Raw genomic sequence first — 20,443 nt, 5'->3', positions numbered from 1 at the left:
CATGGAAAGTAAACTGCTCGAATACTACAACCGTGAACTGGCCTACCTGCGCGAAATGGGGGCTGAATTTGCAGAACGCTACCCTAAAGTCGCCGGACGGCTGGGCATGCGTGGCATCGAGGTTGCGGACCCGTATACCGAACGTCTGATGGAGGGCTTTGCCTTCCTGACGTCCCGCGTGCAGATGAAAATGGATGCGGAGTTTCCGCGTTTCTCTCAGCGCCTGCTGGAGATGATTGCACCGAACTATCTCGCCCCGACCCCCTCAATGGCGATTGCTGAAATCCAGCCAGACAGTAGCCGGGGCGATCTGAGCAAAGGCTTTATCGTGCCGCGCGGCACTATGATGGACAGCCTGGCGCTGAAAAAAACCGGCGTGACCTGCAGCTATACCACTGCGCACGAGGTCAACCTGCTGCCGCTGAAAATCGAGAAAGTCGAACTGGGCGGGGTGCCTGCTGACCTGCCGCTGGCGCAGCTGGGCCTGAGCCAACGGGGGATCAACAGCGCTTTGCGGATCCGCATCGCCTGCGACGGCCCGCAAAACCTCGGACACCTGGATTTCGACCGTCTGGAATTTTTCCTCGGCGGTCCTGACATTGAAGCGCTGAAGCTGCTGGAGCTGGTGATGGAGCACCACGCCGGGATCGTCTGCCAGACGGTCAGCCCGCAACCGCAGCGACAACTGCTGGCGTCTGACGCTTTGCGTCAGGAGGGCTTTGAATCGGATCAGGCGCTGCTCCCGGACGATCTGCGTAACTTTGACGGTTATCGCCTGTTGCAGGAGTATTTTGCTTTTCCGGCACGTTTCCGCTTCATCAGCCTGAGCGGTCTGAGCAGGCTTATTCAGCGCTGCGAAGACGAAAAAGCCTTTGATATTTTCATCCTGCTGGATAAGTCGGATGAGCAACTGGAGCGCGTCGTTGATGCCAGTCATCTGGCGTTGCACTGCACGCCGGTGATCAATCTGTTTCCGAAAGTGGCGGCGCGACAAAAGCTCAACGACGGTCAGCATGAATACCATCTGGTGGTGGATAACATCCGTCCGCTGGATTATGAAATTTACGCCGTGAATAAAATCTTCGGCAGCGCCGACGGCCAGCGTGACGACCAGACGTTTCGTCCTTTCTGGAGTACCTGGAGCGGCGATGCAGGCAATTACGGTGCCTATTTTTCTCAGCGCCGGGAACAGCGCGTACTCTCAGAACATGCTCTGCGATACGGCACCCGTACCGGTTATATCGGTTCGGAGGTCTTTGTTTCGCTGGTGGATGAACAGCATGCACCCTGGCAGGAAAACCTGCGCTACATCTCTGCAGAGGTGTTATGCACCAGCCGCGATCTGCCGCTGATGCTGCAGCAGGAGCTCGGGCAATTCATTATGGCTGACTCCATGCCGGTGAAATCCCTGACCTTGCGTAAAGGCCCAACGCCACCGCGTCCGGCGCTAGCCGAAGGGTTCAGTACCTGGCGGCTTATAAGCCAGTTGCAGATGAACTACCTCAGCCTGATGGACAGCGAAAATGAAGAGGGCGCGGCGGCGCTGCGTCAGCTGTTAGGGCTGTATGCTAACCTGGCAGAAACGCCCGTTGCCCGTCAGGTCGAAGGGGTTCGCCACTGCGTGCTGGAACCCGTTCACCGTCGTGTTCCTGAACCCGGTCCGGTCGTTTTCGCCCGTGGGATCGGTATTACCCTGACGGTGGATGAGCGGGCGTTTTCCGGTGCCAGCCCCTGGCTTTTTGGCAGCGTGCTGGAGCGCCTGTTTGCCCGGCTGGTGTCGATCAACAGCTTCACTGAGTTCACCCTGCAAAGTCAGCAGCGCGGCGAGATCGGCTACTGGGCACCGCGGATGGGTAAAAGGGCGCTGCTATGAGTGACGTTGCTGTCGCACCGCTGCGCGTCCAGCGCCTGACACCGTTGCCGGATACGTTCTGGCATGGCGTTCGCGAGACCCCGTGGCGCTACGATCTGTTCCAGCTCTTAAGGCGTATTGATGCTCAGGGCGGCGAGCGCTACCCGCTGGGACGCGCGCCACTGCCAAAGTTTGAGCCGTTACGCATCGGTCAGCAGCCGTCGATGAGTTTTGCGCCGTCGACGGTGGCACAAGTCGGCCTGCGGGAGGAAAGCGGGCTGCATGAGGTGTCTATCCTCAGCTTCGGTCTGTTTGGCCCTAATGGCCCGCTGCCGGTACACATGACCGAGTACGCCCGCGAGCGTATTCATCATCACCAGGACACCAGCCTGAGTGCGTTTGCCGATCTGTTCCATCATCGTCTGACGCTGCTGTTTTATCGCGCGTGGGCGGATGCGCAGCCTGCGGTCTCTCTGGACCGTGCCGATAACAAGCGCTTTGAGGGGTATCTGGCGTCGCTGATTGGCATGGGGCAGCCGGGCCAGATGGAAAATGGCAGCCTGAGCTCGCATGCCCGCTTTACCCACGCCGGGCACCTGACCCGTCACGGGCGGGATCCCGAGGGGCTGGAGAAGATCCTGCGCAACTATTTTAAAGCGCCGGTCAAACTGGTAAGCAACGTACCGCAGTGGATGCCGCTTTCCACGCGTGAGCAGGCGCAGTTGGGTGAAGGACGCCGTTTGCCTCGTCTGGGCGAATCTGCGTTTCTCGGCGTTGCCGTCCGCGACGTGCAGCACAAGTTTCGCATCGACATTGGCCCGTTGAGTGCGGAGGAGTACAACCGTTTTCTGCCGGGCGAAGCGTGGGTCACCGAGCTGCGTGACTGGGTGCGCCAGTATCTTGGGGTGGAGTTTGAATGGGAAACACGGGTGATCCTGCGTGAAGATGCGGTACAGGGCACCACGCTCGGCAGCGCCGGGCGATTAGGCTATAACACCTGGCTGGGACTTCAGCCGCAGCCTGTCCCGCGTGGCGACCTGGTGTATCGCGCAGAGCGGTAATCCTTCCGTATACCGAATTATTGTTAATGGAAACTAACATGTCAGAAATTAGCCGTGCCGTGCTTTTCGGCAAACTGGATACGTTGTTATTTACCTCTCTGGAAAGCGCCACTGCGTTCTGCAAGCTGCGCGGCAACCCCTATGTTGAGCTGGTGCACTGGCTGCATCAGTTGATGCAGCAGCAGGACGGTGATCTGCAGCAGGTCATCCGCCACTTTGGTCTCGACGAACAGAAACTGACGCGTGATATCGTGGCCGCGCTGGACGCACTTCCGCGCGGCGCGAGTTCCGTTTCCGATCTCTCTGAACATATTGACAGCGCTGTGGAACGCGCCTGGGTATTCGGCTCGCTGAAGTTTGGTGTCAGCCGTATTCGTGGCGGGCATTTGCTGATCGGCATACTGAAAACCTGGAATCTGGCTAACGTGCTGAAAAGCATCTCTGCACAGTTTACTCGCCTTAACGTCGAGGTGCTGATTGAGCAGTTCGACGCTATTTGCGCCAACAGCAAAGAGACGCAGCAGGCTGCTGCCGCAGCGGATGTGCCAGCCGGTGCAGTACCGGCTGCACAGGGCACGCTGGCCCAGTATGGTCAGGACCTGACTGCGCGTGCCCGTGAAGGGAAAATTGACCCGGTGGTCGGGCGTGATGAAGAGATCCGCCAGATGGTCGACATTCTGATGCGCCGCCGCCAGAACAACCCGCTGCTGACCGGAGAAGCCGGGGTCGGGAAAACGGCGGTAGTGGAAGGACTGGCGTTGCGTATCGCCGACGGCGACGTGCCGGAACCGCTGCAAAATATTCAACTCTGGCTGCTGGATATCGGCATGCTACAGGCCGGTGCAGGCATGAAAGGCGAGTTCGAAGCACGTCTGCAGGCGTTAATCAATGAAGTGCAGTCCAGCGCCACGCCGATCATTCTGTTCATTGATGAGATCCACACTCTGATTGGCGCAGGTGGCCAGCAGGGGACCGGTGATGCGGCAAACCTGCTGAAGCCTGCCCTCGCTCGCGGGCAACTGCGTACCATTGGGGCCACGACCTGGGCAGAGTACAAAAAATACATTGAGAAAGATCCGGCGCTGACCCGTCGTTTCCAGACGGTACAGGTTCACGAGCCGGATGAAGCCAAAGCCATTCTGATGCTGCGCAGCACCGTCTCGCCGCTGGAGACCCATCACCAGGTGCTGCTGCTCGACGAAGCGGTCAGCGCGGCGGTGAAGCTGTCGCATCGCTACATTCCGGCGCGTCAGCTGCCGGACAAAGCCGTTGCGCTACTCGACACTGCCTGTGCCCGCGTCGCGGTCAGCCAAAGCGCGCCACCTGCGCAGCTGGAAGACTGCCTGCGCCACCTTGCCGCGCTGGACGTGGAAATTGAGATAGCGGAACGCGAAGCCCGCGTGGGGGCAGGTGACGTCGATCGCGTGACGGCATTACTTGCAGATCGCGACGCGTATGAAACAAAACGCGAAGCCCTGGCCCAGCGTTGGGAAGAGGAACGCAGCCTGGTGCAGGAGATTATCAGCCTGCGTGCCGCGCTGTTTGCAGCAGGCGACGACGATAACGCTGAGCTTCGCCGCCAACTGGCGGAACAGCAGCAGGCGCTGAATGCCTTGCAGGGTGATGAACCGCTGCTGTTCGCGGCGGTGGATGAAAACGTGGTCGCTGCAGTGGTCTCCGACTGGACCGGCATCCCGCTGGGCAGGATGGTGAAAAACGAGATCGACGCGGTGCTGAACCTCGCCGACACGCTCAACCAGCGCGTTATAGGCCAGCGTCACGGTCTGGAGCTCATTGCCCGTCGCGTCAAAACCTCACGGGCGAAACTCGACGACCCGAACAAACCGGTCGGGGTCTTTATGCTGTGTGGCCCGTCTGGCGTCGGTAAAACCGAAACCGCGCTGGCGCTCGCCGAATCGCTGTACGGCGGTGAACAGAACGTTATCACTATCAACATGAGTGAGTTCCAGGAAGCACACACCGTTTCCACCTTAAAAGGTGCGCCTCCGGGGTACGTCGGGTATGGTGAAGGCGGGGTGTTAACCGAGGCGGTCCGCCGTCGTCCGTACAGCGTGGTGTTGCTGGATGAAATTGAAAAAGCGCACCCGGACGTACACGAGATTTTCTTCCAGGTCTTCGATAAAGGCTGGATGGAAGACGGCGAGGGTCGCCACATTGATTTCCGTAACACCATAATTATTCTGACGTCTAACGTTGGCACCGATCTGATCAGCGCCATGTGTGCCGATCCGGATCTGATGCCGGAGCCAGACGCCCTGAGCGGCGCGCTTCGCCAGCCACTGCTGGAAGTATTCCCGCCAGCGCTGCTGGGCCGCCTGCTGGTGGTGCCGTACTACCCGCTCAGTGACGAGATGCTGGGGCTGATTGTTCGCCTGCAGCTCAAGCGCATTCAGCGTCGTCTGGAAGAGAATCACAGCATTATTTCTGAGTTTGACGACAGCGTGGTGGAACAAATTGTTCAGCGCTGTACCGAGGTGGAGTCTGGTGGTCGCATGGTGGACGCTATCCTGACCAATACCCTGCTGCCTCAGATGAGCCAGATCTTACTTACCGCCAGCCGCAGCGACGAGCAGTACCGACGTCTGCATGTCACCTGCGAGCAGGGCGAGTTTCACTGTCAGTTTGCCGCGTAATAATCATCAAGAGAACTGTAAAAGATGACGGATAATGATAACAATCGGACTGTTCCAAACGCGCTCCCGGTCGGGTATCGCTTCAACGAGTTTGAAATCAAAGAGGTGATCGGCGGCGGCGGATTCGGCATCGTCTATCGCGCGTGGGATCATCAGCTCGAACGCACTATCGCTATCAAAGAATTTATGCCTTCTTCGCTCGCCGTGCGTGGCGATGACATGACCCTCGTGCTGCGCAGTGAGCGCTTTGGCAAAGCCTTTTCCGCAGGCCTGAACAGCTTTATTCAGGAGGCCCGTCTGCTGGCGCGTTTTAACCACCCGAACCTGCTGCATGTGCTGCGTTTTTGGGTACAAAACGACACGGCCTATATGGGGACGCTGTTTTACAGCGGTACCACGCTTTCTCGCCTGCGTGAAGAAAAGCCGGAGCTGATTAACGAGGCCTGGATCCGTCGTACGCTGCCGATGCTGTTTGGCGCGATTAAGACCATCCATGACGAGGGTTATCTGCACCGCGACATCTCCCTGGATAACATTCAAATTCAGGAGAACGGTCTGCCGGTACTGCTCGATTTCGGCTCCGCACGTCGCACTATTGGTAACCTTTCTGACGAAACGGAAACCATGTTGCGCCCTGGCTTTGCGCCGATTGAGCAGTACACCGACGACAACGAAAGCGAGCAGGGCCCGTGGACAGATATTTACGCCCTCGGCGCGGTGTTGCGTACGCTAATCGTGGGATCGCCGCCGCCGGTCAGCGTGGTGCGTTCGATTCAGGACACCTGCAAACCGCTGGTGGAAATCATGCCGCAGGGCTATTCCATTCCGCTGCTGCAGGCCATTGACCGCGCGCTGGCGCTGCACATGGAAGACCGTCCGCAGTCAATCGACGAGTTTGCCGCGCTGATTGAGATGCCGGTCGCCGGTATCAACGACGTGCTGACGGCGAAAAAACCTGGCACGATGCTGGTTCCGGTGGAAGAGGAAAAACCGGCTTCTGTACTCGACTGGCGTCGCTACAAGATCCCTGGGATGGTTGCCGCAGGTGTGCTGGTAGGTGTTGTCGCCGGAGCGATGCTGTTTAGCGGCGGCCATGATGCGCCTGAGCAGGCTGCACAGGCACCGGCAGAAACACGTCCGACAGAAACCGCCGCGAACACGTCAGACGTGAAGCCAGAAACGGCGAAGGTTAATGAACAGGCGACGGCGCAGCAGGTGCCACCACCTGTTGACGCCAGCCCGGTTGCCCTGGTCTATATCCGTATTCTCGACGGCGAAACGCTGAGAGTAAACGGCGAGACAAAAGCGCTGCGTCCGGCAACCAACGGCTATGCGTCGCTCAAGCTGCCCGCTGGTGAAGTGAAGATTGAATTGCAGGGCAACGGAAGAACGCGTAGCCAGACGCTGGATATTGCGAAGCCTGGCACCTGGCTGGTGAATCCATAAGTAAGGTAGACAGGGACAGGTAACAGGACGGAGCGAATGTATAACATTAAGTTTGTCTATCTTTTCAACGAGAATGTCTCGCCAGCGCTTTTTGCGAAAATTATCCGCCCGTCCGTTGCCGGGCAGTGGATTATGTCGGTTCCTGACAATTCGCTGCGCTCCCTGTTCACGCGCTACGATTTGCTGCACGCCATCACTGGCGCGAATCCTTATCAGTCAGGGCGTGATACCCGTAAGCTGATTGTGCAGGATCTCGATATGGGCAGGGTCGTTGCTATTGACGAGAGCTATCGCAACTGGTCGTCGGTGACGGAGATGTTTTATATCAATGCCGATGGCCGTCTGCAGGCCGCCTCGTTGAACGGTCTGGGCTGGTACCCGGTAAGTACCATTGTCGATCGTTACGAAACGATGGTGCGAACCTATGGTTCTCGCCCTGCGCCAACAGTGCTGCCGAAGCAGGTTGTGAAATCCAAAACGGCACAGATGCCGGATAAGCCGACACCGGGCAAAGACGGTAAAACCTACGCGGCGCAACTGCAGGAGATGACCAAGGCAGAGCGTTGGCAGGCACGTAAGGATCTGATTGCGAAGGGAAGCAATAGCGTGTATCCCGACGTGCAGATTGCGGCTAAACGCCTGGCGGCGAATAATATCGCGGTAGAAAAAGCGAAACTCGCGGAGAATGTGTATAAGACCGTGAACCCGCTGGAAACCACGCCTGGGGTGCCTGAGGGGTGGAAGGATATTAGTAATGATGCGGGTGCTTTGGAAAAGTTTGGCCTTAAAAGCAAAGATCTTTTCGATAAAGCTGACTCACCAGATTTTCTGTCACGCGTATATCAGCCTGATCCGGGTGTATTCGGTAAAGACATGAATTCGACGCTGGTTTTCAGAGGGTCAAGGGAGCCGGGTTTACCATCGCTCGCAGAGCATCTGGATTCACTGCGAAATAAAAATGGACTCGCCTCAATAAAAAATGGTGCCGATTGGGCGAATAACTTTAAGCAAGGAATTGGGTTTGATGCACCTTATTACCGCAGTGCAGTGCAACTTGGTGAAAAATTAGCAATGTCTTCCCAGCCTATTGATATTGCGGGACATTCTTTAGGTGGAGGATTGGCCTCGGCAACGTCTATAGCGAGTGGAAAAGCGGCCTGGACATTTAATGCCTCAGGGCTAAATAGCGGGACAGTAGAAAAATATGGCGGGCGTTTGTTGGGAAGATCTGAAAACATTCAGGCCTACCGCGTCAAAGGAGAACTGCTGACTAAAATTCAGGAAGTCGATCTTGCTGAGGACTTCAAAATGGTGAAAGGGCATATCCCATCCTTAATCGCTAAAGAAGAATTGTCAGCACTTGCACCTGATGCCGCAGGTATTTCTCATGATCTGTCTGGTGGTGTTGGTGGAGCATTCGACAAACACGGGATTGGACAAGCCATTAATTGTATAGAACAGCAAAAAGACGAAGATATTTCGATAATCAGGAGTCGTTTGTGAATAAGCTTTTTGTATCCTTTTTCGTAATTCTATTTTCATTGCTGATTCAGGGGTGTAAACAAAATATGGATCTAAATCCGCAAGATTATTTCAGCGGTCAGCAGCTAGCTTTGGCTGAAAATATCCAGCGTGGCGATATTGACGGTGTCGAGAAACTTATACCGCAAAATGATCTTAACAAACCCGGAAAGCAAGATATGACGCTTCTTTTTTGGGCACTTGGAAATAGCATCAATGAAAATAAAACACCTTCTCGATTAAAAATCATCACCTTATTGGTTAAGTCTGGTGCAGACCCTCTCCAGCCGAGGCCTCAGGGTAAAAACAGCCCCGCTGAGTTTGTATTGAATGCGGACAGTGCAGATTGGATCAATGCTTTACTTGACGGGGGACTATCGCCTAACGCTAAAGATAAAACGTTTCATGAGCCTATAATTTTTGAAGCTATTAAAGCAAAAAATACGAACACGCTTGAGGCTATGTTGGATCGGGGGGCAAACATTAATATCACCGATTCACTAAACAGTTCATTATTGTTTGAAGCTTTAAATTATCATGCTTATGATCACGTAATACTACTGCTTAAACGTGGTGCTGATACAGAAATTAGAGCCAAAAATGGCTGGGCGATGGGCAATCAACTGCAGCGCTATCTTGAAAGAGCTAAAGAAGGTAGTGATGAGTATAAAAAGCTTAACGAAATAAAAGAACTTTTTATTCAACATGGCGGTAAATGGCCACCTGCACCAGTAAGTCAGTGATAAGTAGCATGTAACATGAAATAATTCTCTTTCTGTAATAGGGAATAATTTCGAGATATTACATGGAGTTGACGTGAAAGCACGGTTAATTACTAGCCTGATAGTAGTTTTTATCTTTCTGATACAGGGATGTAGACAGAATACAGATCAAAATCCGCAAGACTACTTCAGCGGCCAGCAACTCGTTCTGGCTCAGGCTATTGAAAGCGGCAAGATAGATGAAGTTAAAAAGCGTCTAACGGGAACCGATCTCAACAGGCCCGGTCAGCATGATATGACGCTGCTCTTTTGGGCGCTGATGAATACGCTCAATGATAAGAAAACGCAACCGCGCCTACAGATTGTCACGGAGCTGATAAGGGCTGGAGCCGACCCGCTTCAACCAAGGCCTAATGGAAAAAGTAGCCCGGCAGAATTTGTTCTTATGGCGGACAGTGGGGAGTGGATAAAGGCAATGCTGGATGGTGGGTTATCCCCGAATGCGAAAGATAAAATATTTGATGAACCCATTATCTTCGAAACCATTAAAGCCAAAAATACCAGAACGTTGGAAGTGATGCTTGATAAAGGAAGCAATATTGATGTTGCTGATTCATTAGGTAAAACGTTGCTGATTGATGCCCTTGATTACGGAGCCTACGATCATGTACTTCTTTTGCTGCAGCGTGGAGCAAACCCTGAGATAAAAGCTGAAAGTGGCTGGTCAATGGGAAATCAATTGCAGCTCGAACTGGAGAGAGCGCAAGAGTGCAGCGAGTTATACAAGAAGCTTAACGAAATTAAAGAGGCGCTTATTCAACATGGCGGTAAATGGCCACCAGTCCCAGCAAAATAAGAGATAAGCAGGACATGACTGGAAAAGATAAGGTTTTCTTTTTCTGGGGTGGTATGGATATTCTTGCCATCATACTCTATTGTGTGAACTCAGTACGAATGGGAAGAATACCTGTCATTTCGGATACCCAATCATTTATTGATCTATGGTATGCACACAACGCTGTAGTGCCTGGCATATTCGTAATGGTCCTTTTTATCCTGGATCTAGGACTTCTGCTTTCTTTTGTTGTCTCAGCAATTCTTTTCTTTAAACGGAAGCACTGGGCAGTTAAGTTTGCTCTGTTTCAAGAAGTTTTTCGATTGATATCATTCCGTTGTTCCGTTTCATTATTCCCGTTGCTGGTGGGCGTTACTGGTATCTCGAATGTTTGGGTTAATCTTATTTTATTCATAATCTCCGAAACGCTAAAATTGTACTCCCTAAAATATTATAAATATGTGCAGAAGGGAGTTTCTGCGTAAAATAGTGCTTTTATCAAGCACTGAGGGGCGAATGATTCTTCGAAATTTTTTCGTGTTAGTAATAGTAATCCTTTTGCCAGGTTGCAATTAGGATGTAGAGATAGGCCCCGGGATTATTTCGGTGGTTCACAGTTTTTTCTGACTGAGGCAATTGAGCGTGGCGATACGAGTCATGTAAAAAAACTTGTGGCAACAACTGAACTCAACAAACCTGGTAAAGAGGACATGACGCTGCTCTTTTGGGCGCTGATGAATACGCTCTATGATAAGAAAACGCAACCGCGCCTACAGATTGTGACGGAACTGATAAGGGCTGGAGCCGACCCGCTTCAACCAAGGCCTGATGGAAAAAGTAGCCCGGCAGAATTTGTTCTTATGGCAGACAGTGGGGAGTGGATAAAGGCGATGCTGGATGGTGGTTTATCCCCGAATGCAAAAGATTACGTTTTTGATAAACCCATTATTTTTCAATCAATTGAAGAAAAAAACACCGAGACGCTGAAAGTGATGCTTGACCGGGGCGGTAATATCAACATTACGGATTCACTTGGTAATACGATGCTCATTGATGCTTTCGATTTTCATTCCTACGATCATGTTTTCCTTTTACTGGAGCGTGGGGCTGATCCTGACATTCGTGCTGATAATGGTTGGACATTAGGAAATCAGTTGCAGCGTTTTCTGAGAAAAGCAAAAAAAGACAGCGACGAGTATAAAGACCTTATTGCTATTAAAGAATCACTTATTCGACATGGTGGTAAGTGGCCACCAGAGCCGGTCAAAAGAGGGATTGAGTGAATATAACCGCGAAAAATAAAATATTCTATTTCTGGGGCATTATGGATGTCATTGGTATTGTGTTTTATTCAATTGGCCCATACCACTTGCTTCAGTCATGGTGGGATTCTACAGGCGGAAACTTTGGTGTTATTATCTTTATGCTGATAGCAGGAGGGGTAAACGGTTTATTGGCGGGGCTTTTTTACCTCGTTTACCTTCTGTGGCCGGTTTCATTATGCTTCTCTGCCTGGTTTTTTTTCACAACGCACCGATATGCCGTCCGGTTTGCTCTGGCGCAGGAAGTACTGCGCCTGCTCACCATGAGTTGTTCGGTGACCTTGTTCCCAATGATTATAGTCGGTCTGGGAATGAGTGTTATCCCTCTCAATATCACGCTGTTTGTTTTTTCTGAAATAGTGAAAATTGGTTCGCTCATATTTGTAATGAAAAAATATTGTTCTGTGAATATCAAGTCTGATTAAGAATAGCCATTATCATCGTACGTTTATTGCCGTAATTATCTACATCGCATAAGCCATATGGATTAACGATTATGCTCAACCGAATTACCGTTCAGCTCCCGGTCGAGGGGCTTCTTTTCTGGAAACTTTCTGGCCGAGAGGCGATGTCCGAATCGTTCGCCCTGACGCTGACGCTGCTCGGCACGGATGCGCGCATTGACCGCAGTAAACTGCTGGGGCAGCCGGTCACGGTCACCATTCCGACGCAGAATCTGCTCACTTCCCGCTACATCAACGGCAAAGTCACACGTGTGGGGGTCAGCGCCGTGGAACTGACGGGCACCCGCTATGCGGTCTATCAGTTGACGGTAGAGCCAGATTTGTGGCCGATGAAACGTGACCGTAACCTGCGAATCTTCCAGGGCCAGACGGTGCCACAGATTGTGAAAACCCTGCTGGGTGAGCATCAGGTCAACGTTGAGGATAAACTCACCGGCAGCTACCGGGTGTGGGATTACTGCGTGCAGTATCAGGAGTCCAGTCTGGACTTCATCAGCCGTCTGATGGAGCTGGAAGGGATTGCGTATCACTTTAATCACGAAGCGGACAAACATACGCTGGTGCTGACCGACGCCGCGACGCAGCATCAGCCGTTCAGTGGCTATGAGGTCATTCCTTACCACCAGACACCGTCCGGCGGTAGTACGGACGAAGAGGGCATCAGCCAGTGGGCGCTGGAAGACAGCGTCACGCCGGGGATTTACAGCCTCGACGATTATGACTTCCGCAAGCCGAATGCGTGGTTGTTCCAGGCTCAGCAGAACCCGGCGTCACCGAAACCGGGCAGCATCGACGTTTACGACTGGCCGGGTCGCTTTGTAGAGACAGGGCATGCGGAGTTCTATGCCCGTATACGCCAGGAGCGCTGGCAGGTGGAGCATCAGCAGATTCAGGCCACCGCGACGGCGGCAGGAATTGCGCCAGGCCACACCTTCACGTTAACCAACGCGCCGTTCTTCAGCGATAACGGTGAGTATCTGGTGACGGCCGCAGGTTACCACCTCGAAGAGAACCGCTATGCCAGCGGCGAGGGGGAAACCATTCACCGTACCGATTTCACGGTCATCCCGTCGGCGGTGGTCTACCGTCCGGCGCAGTCCACGGCATGGCCACGCACCTACGGGCCGCAGACCGCGAAAGTGGTGGGACCGCAGGGGGAAAGTATCTGGACGGATAAATATGGCCGCGTGAAGGTGAAATTCCACTGGGACCGTCTGGCGAAGGGCGATGACACCAGCTCCTGCTGGGTACGCGTGTCGAGCGCGTGGGCGGGCCAGGGCTACGGCGGGGTACAAATCCCGCGCGTCGGCGATGAGGTGGTGGTGGACTTTATCAACGGCGACCCGGACCGTCCGATTATTACCGGCCGTGTGTATAACGACGCGAGCATGCCGCCGTGGGCGCTGCCCGCGGCAGCGACGCAGATGGGCTTTATGAGCCGCACGAAAGACGGTTCCGTCGACAACGCAAACGCTCTGCGCTTTGAGGACAAAGCAGGTGCAGAGCAGGTGTGGATCCAGGCCGAGCGCAATATGGATACCAGCGTTAAAAACGATGAAACGCACAGCGTCGGCGGGGAGCGCAGCCATTATGTTAAGAAAAATGAATTGCATCGGGTGGAAGCAAACCAAATCCAGGCCGTAAAAGGCGGAACCGAAATCCTGACGGGTAAAGGCAAGCTGGATGCGGCGGTAGAGCAGTATGTCATTGCTTCCGGGACGAAGCTGCGGCTGGTCTCAGGTGAAAGCGCTATTGAGCTGAATGCTAACGGCAAGATTAACCTGATCGGCAAAGAGTTTAACTTCTTTGTTGAGGGCGATGGTTATATCACCACAGGCGGTAAGCTGCATCTGAATACCTCCGGTACAAATCCAGGTACCACGGCACCGGGAGCGGGACATAAAGGGGATATTGATGCGGCGGTGCAGGAGAAATTTACGACCAAAGGTGAGTAAGGCAGGAGCGGTGCTTGCCGCTCACTTAAAACGTTATCCGTTATGAATCTGAGTGCTGCACCGATTCGGTTTCACCATGAAAAAACCTGACTCTCTTGCTTTAGTCTTCATTTTTCTCCAGTGGTTAGAAACGCAATACACATTCCTTAAATGACAAATAACGTGAAAAAGTGCATCCCGACATATCTCTGCTGTGCCCTGATGTTGACCTGTCTGAGCAGTTATGAGGTATTGGCTCAACAGGTTTTAGTAAAACAGGATTTTTCTGTGCAGGTAAAAGACCATACTGTCGCATTGGGCGACAGGTGGACTCATGACGTTGCGCGTAAAATCGAGGTGCCGGTTGAAGGGAATTTTGTTGGTGAGGTTCCTTTTGACGGAACCAATTATAAATTCTACCAGCATCAAAGGGCTGGGTTAGAAATATTCAGTTCCAATCTCTGGTGGGATAAAGCGGAAAGACGCGTTGATGATTATATCGTGTCGCAGATTACGCTGACGGTAGCGGATATCAAAACGCCGCGTGGTATCCATGTGGGTTCAACGACGACGGAACTGAATAAAGCATACGGTGACGGTCTGGTCGAAAATGATTCCGGGGAACGGTGGGTTTCCTATGAATTGGGTAAGAAATTGCTCTCTTTTGAGATTAAAGACAGCAAGATCGCAAAAATAACAATGAATTACGATAATGGTACTTCAGAGTGATTATGACCAGAAAATATTTGGCAGCTGCCTTGCTCGCAGCTTTATTGACTGGCACTGTTGAACCGTCATTTGCGCTTGAATTATCGCAATACAATAACCTCGATACGGTAAGTCGCATCGTTGACGACAGTGCAGTGACAGACAATCTCAGGAAGGCGCTGGGCCGAGATTATGAGACGTTTATTGATAACTTTGATGTCTTTGGTGAACCGCATACCACCCCAGGTGGCGGATTGTTTGTTGAAGGCTGGCTAAAAGATCTTTATCAGGAGAACGCATCAGCTCTGGTCATCAATCCTGACGGCAAAATCTTTGCGGCCTGGGTGGTTCCGGAGTCGGACGTTATACAATATCGGTCATCTGATAATAGTCCGGATATTCATGCCGATATTCAGCAATGGGCCGCCAGATTTAATACGATGCATTTCGCAACGATGAACTAATCAAGATTATGCACCGTAAAATTTATTGTCAGCAAAGGCAGCCATATTTTAGTCGACCAGTCAGGTCATTGGCTTACAAAGTAAAATAGCCAGCCAACAGGCCAGCGTGGATTGGCCATTCCTCTCTCAATAGTCATCATCCCGAGTTCACTTATGAAATACATCCTTCAGGAAGGCTCATTTTCCCTATTCCCTGCTGCCTGGCAGGATAACAGCATGAACATTATTCGTGATGACGAAAGTGGGTTGTCCGTGGTGGTCAGCCGCGGCGTTATCCCGGATGGCAGCGACTACGAACAAGAGTTCCACCGCCAGTGGGATGCGCTGCGTCCTCAGATGGGTGAGATTGCCCAGAGCGAATTCCGCAACGTAAAAGCGGGTCCTGACGGAAAAATTAACGGGCTGGAAGTCGAGACCACCTTTGACCGTAATGGCCAGCGCCTGTGGCAAAAACAGCTGGCCGTGCAGACGCCGGGCAAACCGGTATTGATGATTTTTACCCTCTCGGCACTCAGAGCCTTCACCAAAGAGGACGAGGTGCGCTGGAGCGCGCTTAAGCAGAGTCTGACGCTAAACGACAACCGGAATGTGTAAGGCATGAGCGATAACAACGCGGCCCGTAAGGGCGACGAGATTATTCACTCCAGCATTTTTGCTGACATCACCAGCATTGTGGCGGAAGGTGCCGCCTATGCGGTGATCGGTGCGGCGGTGGGCGCGGCAGCCACCGTGGCTGCACCATTGCTGGGGGCGGGGGCTGCTGCCGCAGGCGTGGCGGCGATTGGTTCCAGCTGCTTGCTGAGCGGCATCATTGGCGGTGTGCTGGCAAACGTGGCGGGCATCACCGACGATATCAGCAACGCTGCGGAGGGATTGGGTAATGCACTTTTCCCGCCGTCGCCTGCGGGTAAAATCACCACTGGCTCGAATAATGTTCTGACGAATGCGATCCCTGCTGCACGCGCGGCGGGCACGCTGACGCCCGCGGATACCCCTTCACCCGAACCACAGTCTCCGGGAAGCTTTGCCGATTACGCGGGTATGCTGCTTTCCGCCGCCGGACAGTTCGGCAGTGAAATGTGGCAGCCGAGTGTGGCATCTGCTGCTGCGGGGACTTCGCCGCTGGAAGAAGACAAGGTGGCGTGCGAAAAACACTCCGGGCCGCAGTATCTGGCAGAAGGCTCCAAAAGCGTCTTCATCAACGGACAACCCGCTGTGCGTGCGAAAGATCGCACCACCTGCGAAGGCACCGTTTCCGACGATGTCTCCCCGAACGTGATCATCGGCGGCGAAACGCTGACGGTCCGCGATATCAAAAGCGGCAAAACGCCTGGGCTGGCGCTGGGGATGATTGCACTATCCTTGCTGCGCGGGCGTCCGGGCAAGATCCTGAAAAACATGCCCTGTGCGCTGGCGGCAGCCGGAGGCGGGATGCTGGCCGATATGGCCGTCAATGCCGTGTTTGGCTCCTCGCATCCGGTTCACGCCGCCACCGGCGTGAAGGTGTTGAATGACGACGACGAGCTCGACTTCTCGCTGCCGGGGCGTTTCCCGCTTCGCTGGCAGCGCAGCTATAACAGCCTGACCACCCGCGAAGGGCTGTTCGGTCTGGGCTGGGCAACTACCTTTGACAGTTATCTGACGCTGGAAGAGAACAACGCCACCTGGTTCGATGAAACCGGACGAGAGCTGACTTTTGAGCTGCCGTCGGTTGACCGCGCGTTTTACAGCATCAGCGAAGGCATCATTATCCGCCGTAATGAGAGCGGCGACGTGGCGATTGCCGACGATGATGGCGCGGTGTGGCGTCTGTATAAACCAACCCGGGCGGAGCCATCTATCCTGCGTCTGGCCTCTCTCAGCGACGAATACGGCAACGCGCTGCTGACGGAGTGGGATGAGCACGGCAGGCTGGTCGGTCTGCACGATGAGTTGCGGGCGATAGATGTCACCCTGCGCTATGAAGATGAACGTTTCCCGCAGCGAGTTACCGCTGCCAGCCATTTTGACGGTAACCAGACATGGCCGCTGATGCAGTGGCGCTACGATGCGCGCGGACAGCTGGCGAGCGCGACGGATGCTTCCGGCGTGGTGACGCGTGAATACCGCTATAACGACCACGGCCTGATGGTCTGGCATCGCCTGCCGGGCGGTCTGGAAAGTGAATACCGCTGGAAAAAATTTGACCACTGGCGCGTAGTGGAAAACCGCACCAGCACCGGGGATGGCTGCCGCTTCACCTACGATCTGGACGCCGGGCTGACCAGCGTTGAACACTACGATGGTCAAAAACGTCAGCACTACTGGAACGCGCAAAATCTGATCGTCCGCTACGTTGACGAGCGCGGCGAGAACTGGCGCTACGCGTGGGATGACAATGAGCTCCTCACGCAACGCATCGATCCGCTCGGGAACGTCGTCACCTTCGTCTACGACGACATGGGCAATCGGGTGCAGGAGATCGACGCCGACGGCAATGCCCGTACCACGACCTGGCTGGAGCACCGTGCGCTTCCCGCGGCGATTATCGAAGCAGACGGCAGTGCCACCCGGTTCTGGTACGACGAACACCACGGCCTGAAACGCGTGGTGGACCCGATGGGGCAGACCACGCAGCTGCGACGGGATGAGTTCGGTCAGGTGGTTGAAGAGGTGGACGCCGCCGGGAACAGCCGCTACCAGGAGTACAACGAGGCTGGACAAGTCGTGCGTGCGACGGATTGCTCTGGCCGCACGACCCGCTATCGTTATCATCCGCTGGGCTGGCTGACGGCTGAGATAAGCGCTGACGGTGAAGAGACCCATTACCGCTACGACGCGGCAGGGCGTCCGGTGCAGCTTGATCGCCCTGAGGGCTGGACAGAGTCGCTCAAATGGAACGAACGTGGCCTGCCTGTGAAGCATGCTGGCGCAGACGGGAAAGAAAGTGAGTTCAGATACGATGAGGCAGGGCGCTTAACCGCCACCCGCAATACCCGGGGCGAAGAGGTTCGCCGCCGCTGGGACAGCCGCGGGCGTCTGATTGCTCTGGAAAACGAAAACGGCGAAGCGTATCAGTTCCGCTGGGGCGCAGACTCGCTGCTGCTGGAAGAGGTGGGGCTCGATGGGGTGGCCTCGCAGTATCGCTACGACGCCTGCGGGCGCACGATAGCGCGTACCTTTGCCGCCGGTCATCCCGAAGCCATTACTCACGCCTTTGCCTGGAGCGCGAGCGGCCAGTTGGTCGCCCGCACCACGCCGGAAGGGCAGACCCGCTACCATTACACCCCGTCCGGGCTGTTAAGCCGGATTGGCCTGCACCCTGCGCTTTCAGCGGATGCCTGGACCACCGAGGCAGAGCAGGAGCTTGCCTTTGAATATGACGCGCTCGGTCGCGTCACGCGCGAGGCGGGCGAGCACGGCGAGCTGGCGTGGGAGTACGACGCGCTGGGCAACCGCACGTCCATCACGCTGCCGGATGGCCGCGAGCTGAAGCAGTTCTACTACGGCAGCGGGCATCTGCTCAGCATTGCCCTCGATAAACTGTCGGTCTCCGACTTTACCCGCGACGAACTTCACCGGGAGACCAGCCGCACACAGGGGCTGCTGACCACCCGCAGCGAATACGATCGTCTTGGCCGACTGCATCGCCGGGATGTCTTTACCGGCAACGCTCAGCGCCCGTCGCCGCGTCGCTGGTCCCGCCGCTGGGATTATGACTACCGCAATAACCTGGTGCGGGAAGAGCGGGACGATAACCCGTTCAGCTGGTACCGCTGGCAGTACGACAGCGCCGGACGTCTGCTCGTTCAGGACGGTACGCTGCCCGGACAGGAGCAGTGGCGCTGGGACGCTGCCGGTAACCCGCTCGAAGGATCTGCTGAGAAGGTCACGCACAACCGCCTGACGCAGCTGAACGGCATTCGCTGGCGGTATGACATTCACGGCCGCACCGTGGAGAAGGATAACGGCCAGACCCGCTGGCACTACCGCTACGACGGTGAACATCGCCTGACGGAGGTTATCAGCCAGCCGCGGGACCGCAATAAACCGCAGACGCAGGTGAGCTTCCGCTACGACCCGCTCGGACGCCGCATCAGCAAAACGCGACGCCAGATGCTGGGCGGTCAGCCAACCGGCAAGCCGGTCACAACCCGGTTTGTCTGGGAAGGGTTCCGCCTGCTGCAGGAAGTGCACGGGGATGTGCCGCTGACCTACGTCTACAGCGACCAGGACAGCTACGACCCGCTGGCACGTATTGACGGCGTGGATGCGCCGGAGATTTTCTGGTTCCACTGCCAGCCCAACGGTACGCCGGAGCGGATGACGGATATCGAGGGGCAGGTGCGCTGGGAAGGGGTGAACAGCGCCTGGGGCAAGTTGCTGCGGGAAAGCGAGACGCAGCGATCAGGATATTCTCAGAACCTGCGGATGCAGGGGCAATACCTGGACCGTGAGACAGGGCTGCACTACAATCTGTTCCGGTATTACGACCCGGACTGCGGAAGGTTTACGCAGCAGGACCCGATAGGGCTGGCGGGGGGGATAAACCTTTACCAGTATGCGCCGAATGCGCTGGGGTGGGTGGATCCTATAGGTTTAACCGCTTGCAAAAATGGGAGCCCTAAACGGTCAGTGAGAAACATGTCTTTTGCTGACTGGATTAAAAGAAAGGCAAAAGGTGGGAATAATACCCATGTGTATTTAGGATATAGAGATGGTAAACCTGTCTATGTAGGTATCAGTAAGGATGTAGATATTCGTGCTGTACAGCATGGTGAAAGATTCGACAAATTAGTTAGAATCACTGAAGAACCGTTAAATCGCGGTCATGCACGGAGCATAGAACAAGCAGTTATTCATAATAATCCCCATTTTGAGAATTCTATCAATAGCATAAGTCCGACAAGAAAGTTATACTCGGATGCTGTTTCGTGGGGTGAAAATTGGCTTAAAAAGAATGGGATTAATGTAAAATGGCCGACAAACTTACAGTAGTGTCAGGAAATGAAAAGCAAAAAAAGTGGCCTAAAGAAGGCGATGTTTTTTACTTTCAGTTAAATGATGGCCGATTAGGCTATGGTATGGTCTCCTTGGGTAAAATAGATGTCGGCCCATTCAAAAATGCTATAGTTATATATATATATAACTATTTTACATCTTCGCTTCAAGAAGATGCTGTATTGGCAAGAGATAATTTGCTATTGCCGCCAATTATTACTGATAATTCATGCTGGAAAAACGGTTGCTTCGTAACATTTAAAACTATCGAAACGAGCGAAGTGGATATCTTACCACAACATTATTTTAAAAATCCTGTCAGAAATAAAATATATGATCAGCATGGAGTGGCAATTGACTCACCGACTGAGAATATACCAATCGGTGAAGAGTCGATTCAATTCTATAAAAGCGTTATAAAATCTATAGAAAGCTTTATTAACTAATAGACTAGGCCGGGGAGATATTTCCGGTCTTTTG

General features: G+C 54.0%; 16 protein-coding genes. All 16 read left to right on the top strand.

Annotated features, from left to right (window positions below; translation table 11 throughout):
• Position 1 precedes the first annotated feature (1 nt).
• Positions 2 to 1,873: a type VI secretion system baseplate subunit TssF gene (gene tssF, locus ACLHV9_RS13765; protein ID WP_108089720.1), complete on the top strand. Its 1,872-nt coding sequence runs from the start codon at positions 2 to 4 to the stop codon at positions 1,871 to 1,873.
• The gene (gene tssG, locus ACLHV9_RS13760; protein ID WP_108089721.1) at positions 1,870 to 2,913 is read left to right on the top strand and encodes a type VI secretion system baseplate subunit TssG; all 1,044 of its coding nucleotides are present in this window, start codon (positions 1,870 to 1,872) and stop codon (positions 2,911 to 2,913) included. Before tssF ends, tssG begins: the two co-directional genes overlap by 4 nt.
• A gap of 38 nt (positions 2,914 to 2,951) precedes the next feature.
• Complete coding sequence (gene tssH / locus ACLHV9_RS13755; protein ID WP_407220665.1) at positions 2,952 to 5,567, top strand: type VI secretion system ATPase TssH; 2,616 nt, start codon at positions 2,952 to 2,954, stop codon at positions 5,565 to 5,567.
• 24 nt (positions 5,568 to 5,591) lie between these two features.
• Positions 5,592 to 7,013 (top strand): serine/threonine protein kinase, encoded by a 1,422-nt coding sequence (locus ACLHV9_RS13750; RefSeq protein WP_108089723.1) that lies wholly within the window; start codon positions 5,592 to 5,594, stop codon positions 7,011 to 7,013.
• 36 nt (positions 7,014 to 7,049) lie between these two features.
• The gene (locus tag ACLHV9_RS13745; protein WP_108089724.1) at positions 7,050 to 8,516 is read left to right on the top strand and encodes a phospholipase; all 1,467 of its coding nucleotides are present in this window, start codon (positions 7,050 to 7,052) and stop codon (positions 8,514 to 8,516) included.
• Positions 8,513 to 9,277: an ankyrin repeat domain-containing protein gene (locus ACLHV9_RS13740; protein ID WP_028018727.1), complete on the top strand. Its 765-nt coding sequence runs from the start codon at positions 8,513 to 8,515 to the stop codon at positions 9,275 to 9,277. The genes ACLHV9_RS13745 and ACLHV9_RS13740 overlap by 4 nt, the downstream gene beginning before the upstream one ends.
• Positions 9,278 to 9,350: 73 nt before the next feature.
• Positions 9,351 to 10,112 carry an ankyrin repeat domain-containing protein gene (locus ACLHV9_RS13735; protein ID WP_028018728.1) on the top strand — a complete coding sequence of 254 codons (762 nt, stop codon included), beginning with the start codon at positions 9,351 to 9,353 and terminating at the stop codon, positions 10,110 to 10,112.
• Entirely contained in the window at positions 10,088 to 10,576 is a 489-nt protein-coding gene (locus ACLHV9_RS13730) for a hypothetical protein (protein WP_229255553.1), read from the top strand. Before ACLHV9_RS13735 ends, ACLHV9_RS13730 begins: the two co-directional genes overlap by 25 nt.
• An 81-nt stretch (positions 10,577 to 10,657) precedes the next feature.
• Positions 10,658 to 11,374, top strand: a complete 717-nt coding sequence (locus ACLHV9_RS13725) for an ankyrin repeat domain-containing protein (RefSeq protein WP_371128417.1) — start codon at positions 10,658 to 10,660, stop codon at positions 11,372 to 11,374.
• A complete protein-coding gene (locus tag ACLHV9_RS13720; protein WP_108089725.1) occupies positions 11,371 to 11,838 on the top strand; it encodes a hypothetical protein in 468 nt (155 codons plus the stop codon). Before ACLHV9_RS13725 ends, ACLHV9_RS13720 begins: the two co-directional genes overlap by 4 nt.
• Positions 11,839 to 11,909: 71 nt before the next feature.
• Positions 11,910 to 13,832, top strand: a complete 1,923-nt coding sequence (locus ACLHV9_RS13715; RefSeq protein WP_028018731.1) for a type VI secretion system Vgr family protein — start codon at positions 11,910 to 11,912, stop codon at positions 13,830 to 13,832.
• Positions 13,833 to 13,994: 162 nt separating this feature from the next.
• The gene (locus tag ACLHV9_RS13710; RefSeq protein WP_240739549.1) at positions 13,995 to 14,540 is read left to right on the top strand and encodes a hypothetical protein; all 546 of its coding nucleotides are present in this window, start codon (positions 13,995 to 13,997) and stop codon (positions 14,538 to 14,540) included.
• Between the two features lie 2 nt (positions 14,541 to 14,542).
• On the top strand, positions 14,543 to 14,983 hold the full coding sequence (locus ACLHV9_RS13705) for a hypothetical protein (protein ID WP_256124997.1): 441 nt from the start codon (positions 14,543 to 14,545) through the stop codon (positions 14,981 to 14,983).
• 153 nt (positions 14,984 to 15,136) lie between these two features.
• Positions 15,137 to 15,577: a DcrB-related protein gene (locus ACLHV9_RS13700; RefSeq protein ID WP_108089726.1), complete on the top strand. Its 441-nt coding sequence runs from the start codon at positions 15,137 to 15,139 to the stop codon at positions 15,575 to 15,577.
• Positions 15,578 to 15,580: 3 nt separating this feature from the next.
• Positions 15,581 to 19,960, top strand: coding sequence for an RHS repeat-associated core domain-containing protein (locus tag ACLHV9_RS13695; protein WP_407220663.1), 4,380 nt, complete (start codon positions 15,581 to 15,583; stop codon positions 19,958 to 19,960).
• Entirely contained in the window at positions 19,939 to 20,409 is a 471-nt protein-coding gene (locus tag ACLHV9_RS13690; protein ID WP_028018735.1) for an Imm26 family immunity protein, read from the top strand. Before ACLHV9_RS13695 ends, ACLHV9_RS13690 begins: the two co-directional genes overlap by 22 nt.
• Positions 20,410 to 20,443: the final 34 nt, after the last annotated feature.

This window comes from Enterobacter sp. CPE_E890 (assembly GCF_046521475.1).
Classification (GTDB): Bacteria; Pseudomonadota; Gammaproteobacteria; order Enterobacterales; family Enterobacteriaceae; genus Enterobacter; species Enterobacter adelaidei.
This window is presented reverse-complemented; position numbering and strand designations above follow the sequence as displayed.

Excerpts from the sequence above, each read along its gene's own strand:
- tssF (WP_108089720.1), top strand. The coding sequence starts at position 2 with ATGGAAAGTAAACTGCTCGAATACTACAACCGTGAACTGGCCTACCTG.
- tssG (WP_108089721.1), top strand. The coding sequence starts at position 1,870 with ATGAGTGACGTTGCTGTCGCACCGCTGCGCGTCCAGCGCCTGACACCG.
- tssH (WP_407220665.1), top strand. The coding sequence starts at position 2,952 with ATGTCAGAAATTAGCCGTGCCGTGCTTTTCGGCAAACTGGATACGTTG.
- ACLHV9_RS13750 (WP_108089723.1), top strand. The coding sequence starts at position 5,592 with ATGACGGATAATGATAACAATCGGACTGTTCCAAACGCGCTCCCGGTC.
- ACLHV9_RS13745 (WP_108089724.1), top strand. The coding sequence starts at position 7,050 with ATGTATAACATTAAGTTTGTCTATCTTTTCAACGAGAATGTCTCGCCA.
- ACLHV9_RS13730 (WP_229255553.1), top strand. The coding sequence starts at position 10,088 with ATGGCCACCAGTCCCAGCAAAATAAGAGATAAGCAGGACATGACTGGA.
- ACLHV9_RS13715 (WP_028018731.1), top strand. The coding sequence starts at position 11,910 with ATGCTCAACCGAATTACCGTTCAGCTCCCGGTCGAGGGGCTTCTTTTC.
- ACLHV9_RS13705 (WP_256124997.1), top strand. The coding sequence starts at position 14,543 with ATGACCAGAAAATATTTGGCAGCTGCCTTGCTCGCAGCTTTATTGACT.
- ACLHV9_RS13700 (WP_108089726.1), top strand. The coding sequence starts at position 15,137 with ATGAAATACATCCTTCAGGAAGGCTCATTTTCCCTATTCCCTGCTGCC.
- ACLHV9_RS13695 (WP_407220663.1), top strand. The coding sequence starts at position 15,581 with ATGAGCGATAACAACGCGGCCCGTAAGGGCGACGAGATTATTCACTCC.
- ACLHV9_RS13690 (WP_028018735.1), top strand. The coding sequence starts at position 19,939 with ATGGCCGACAAACTTACAGTAGTGTCAGGAAATGAAAAGCAAAAAAAG.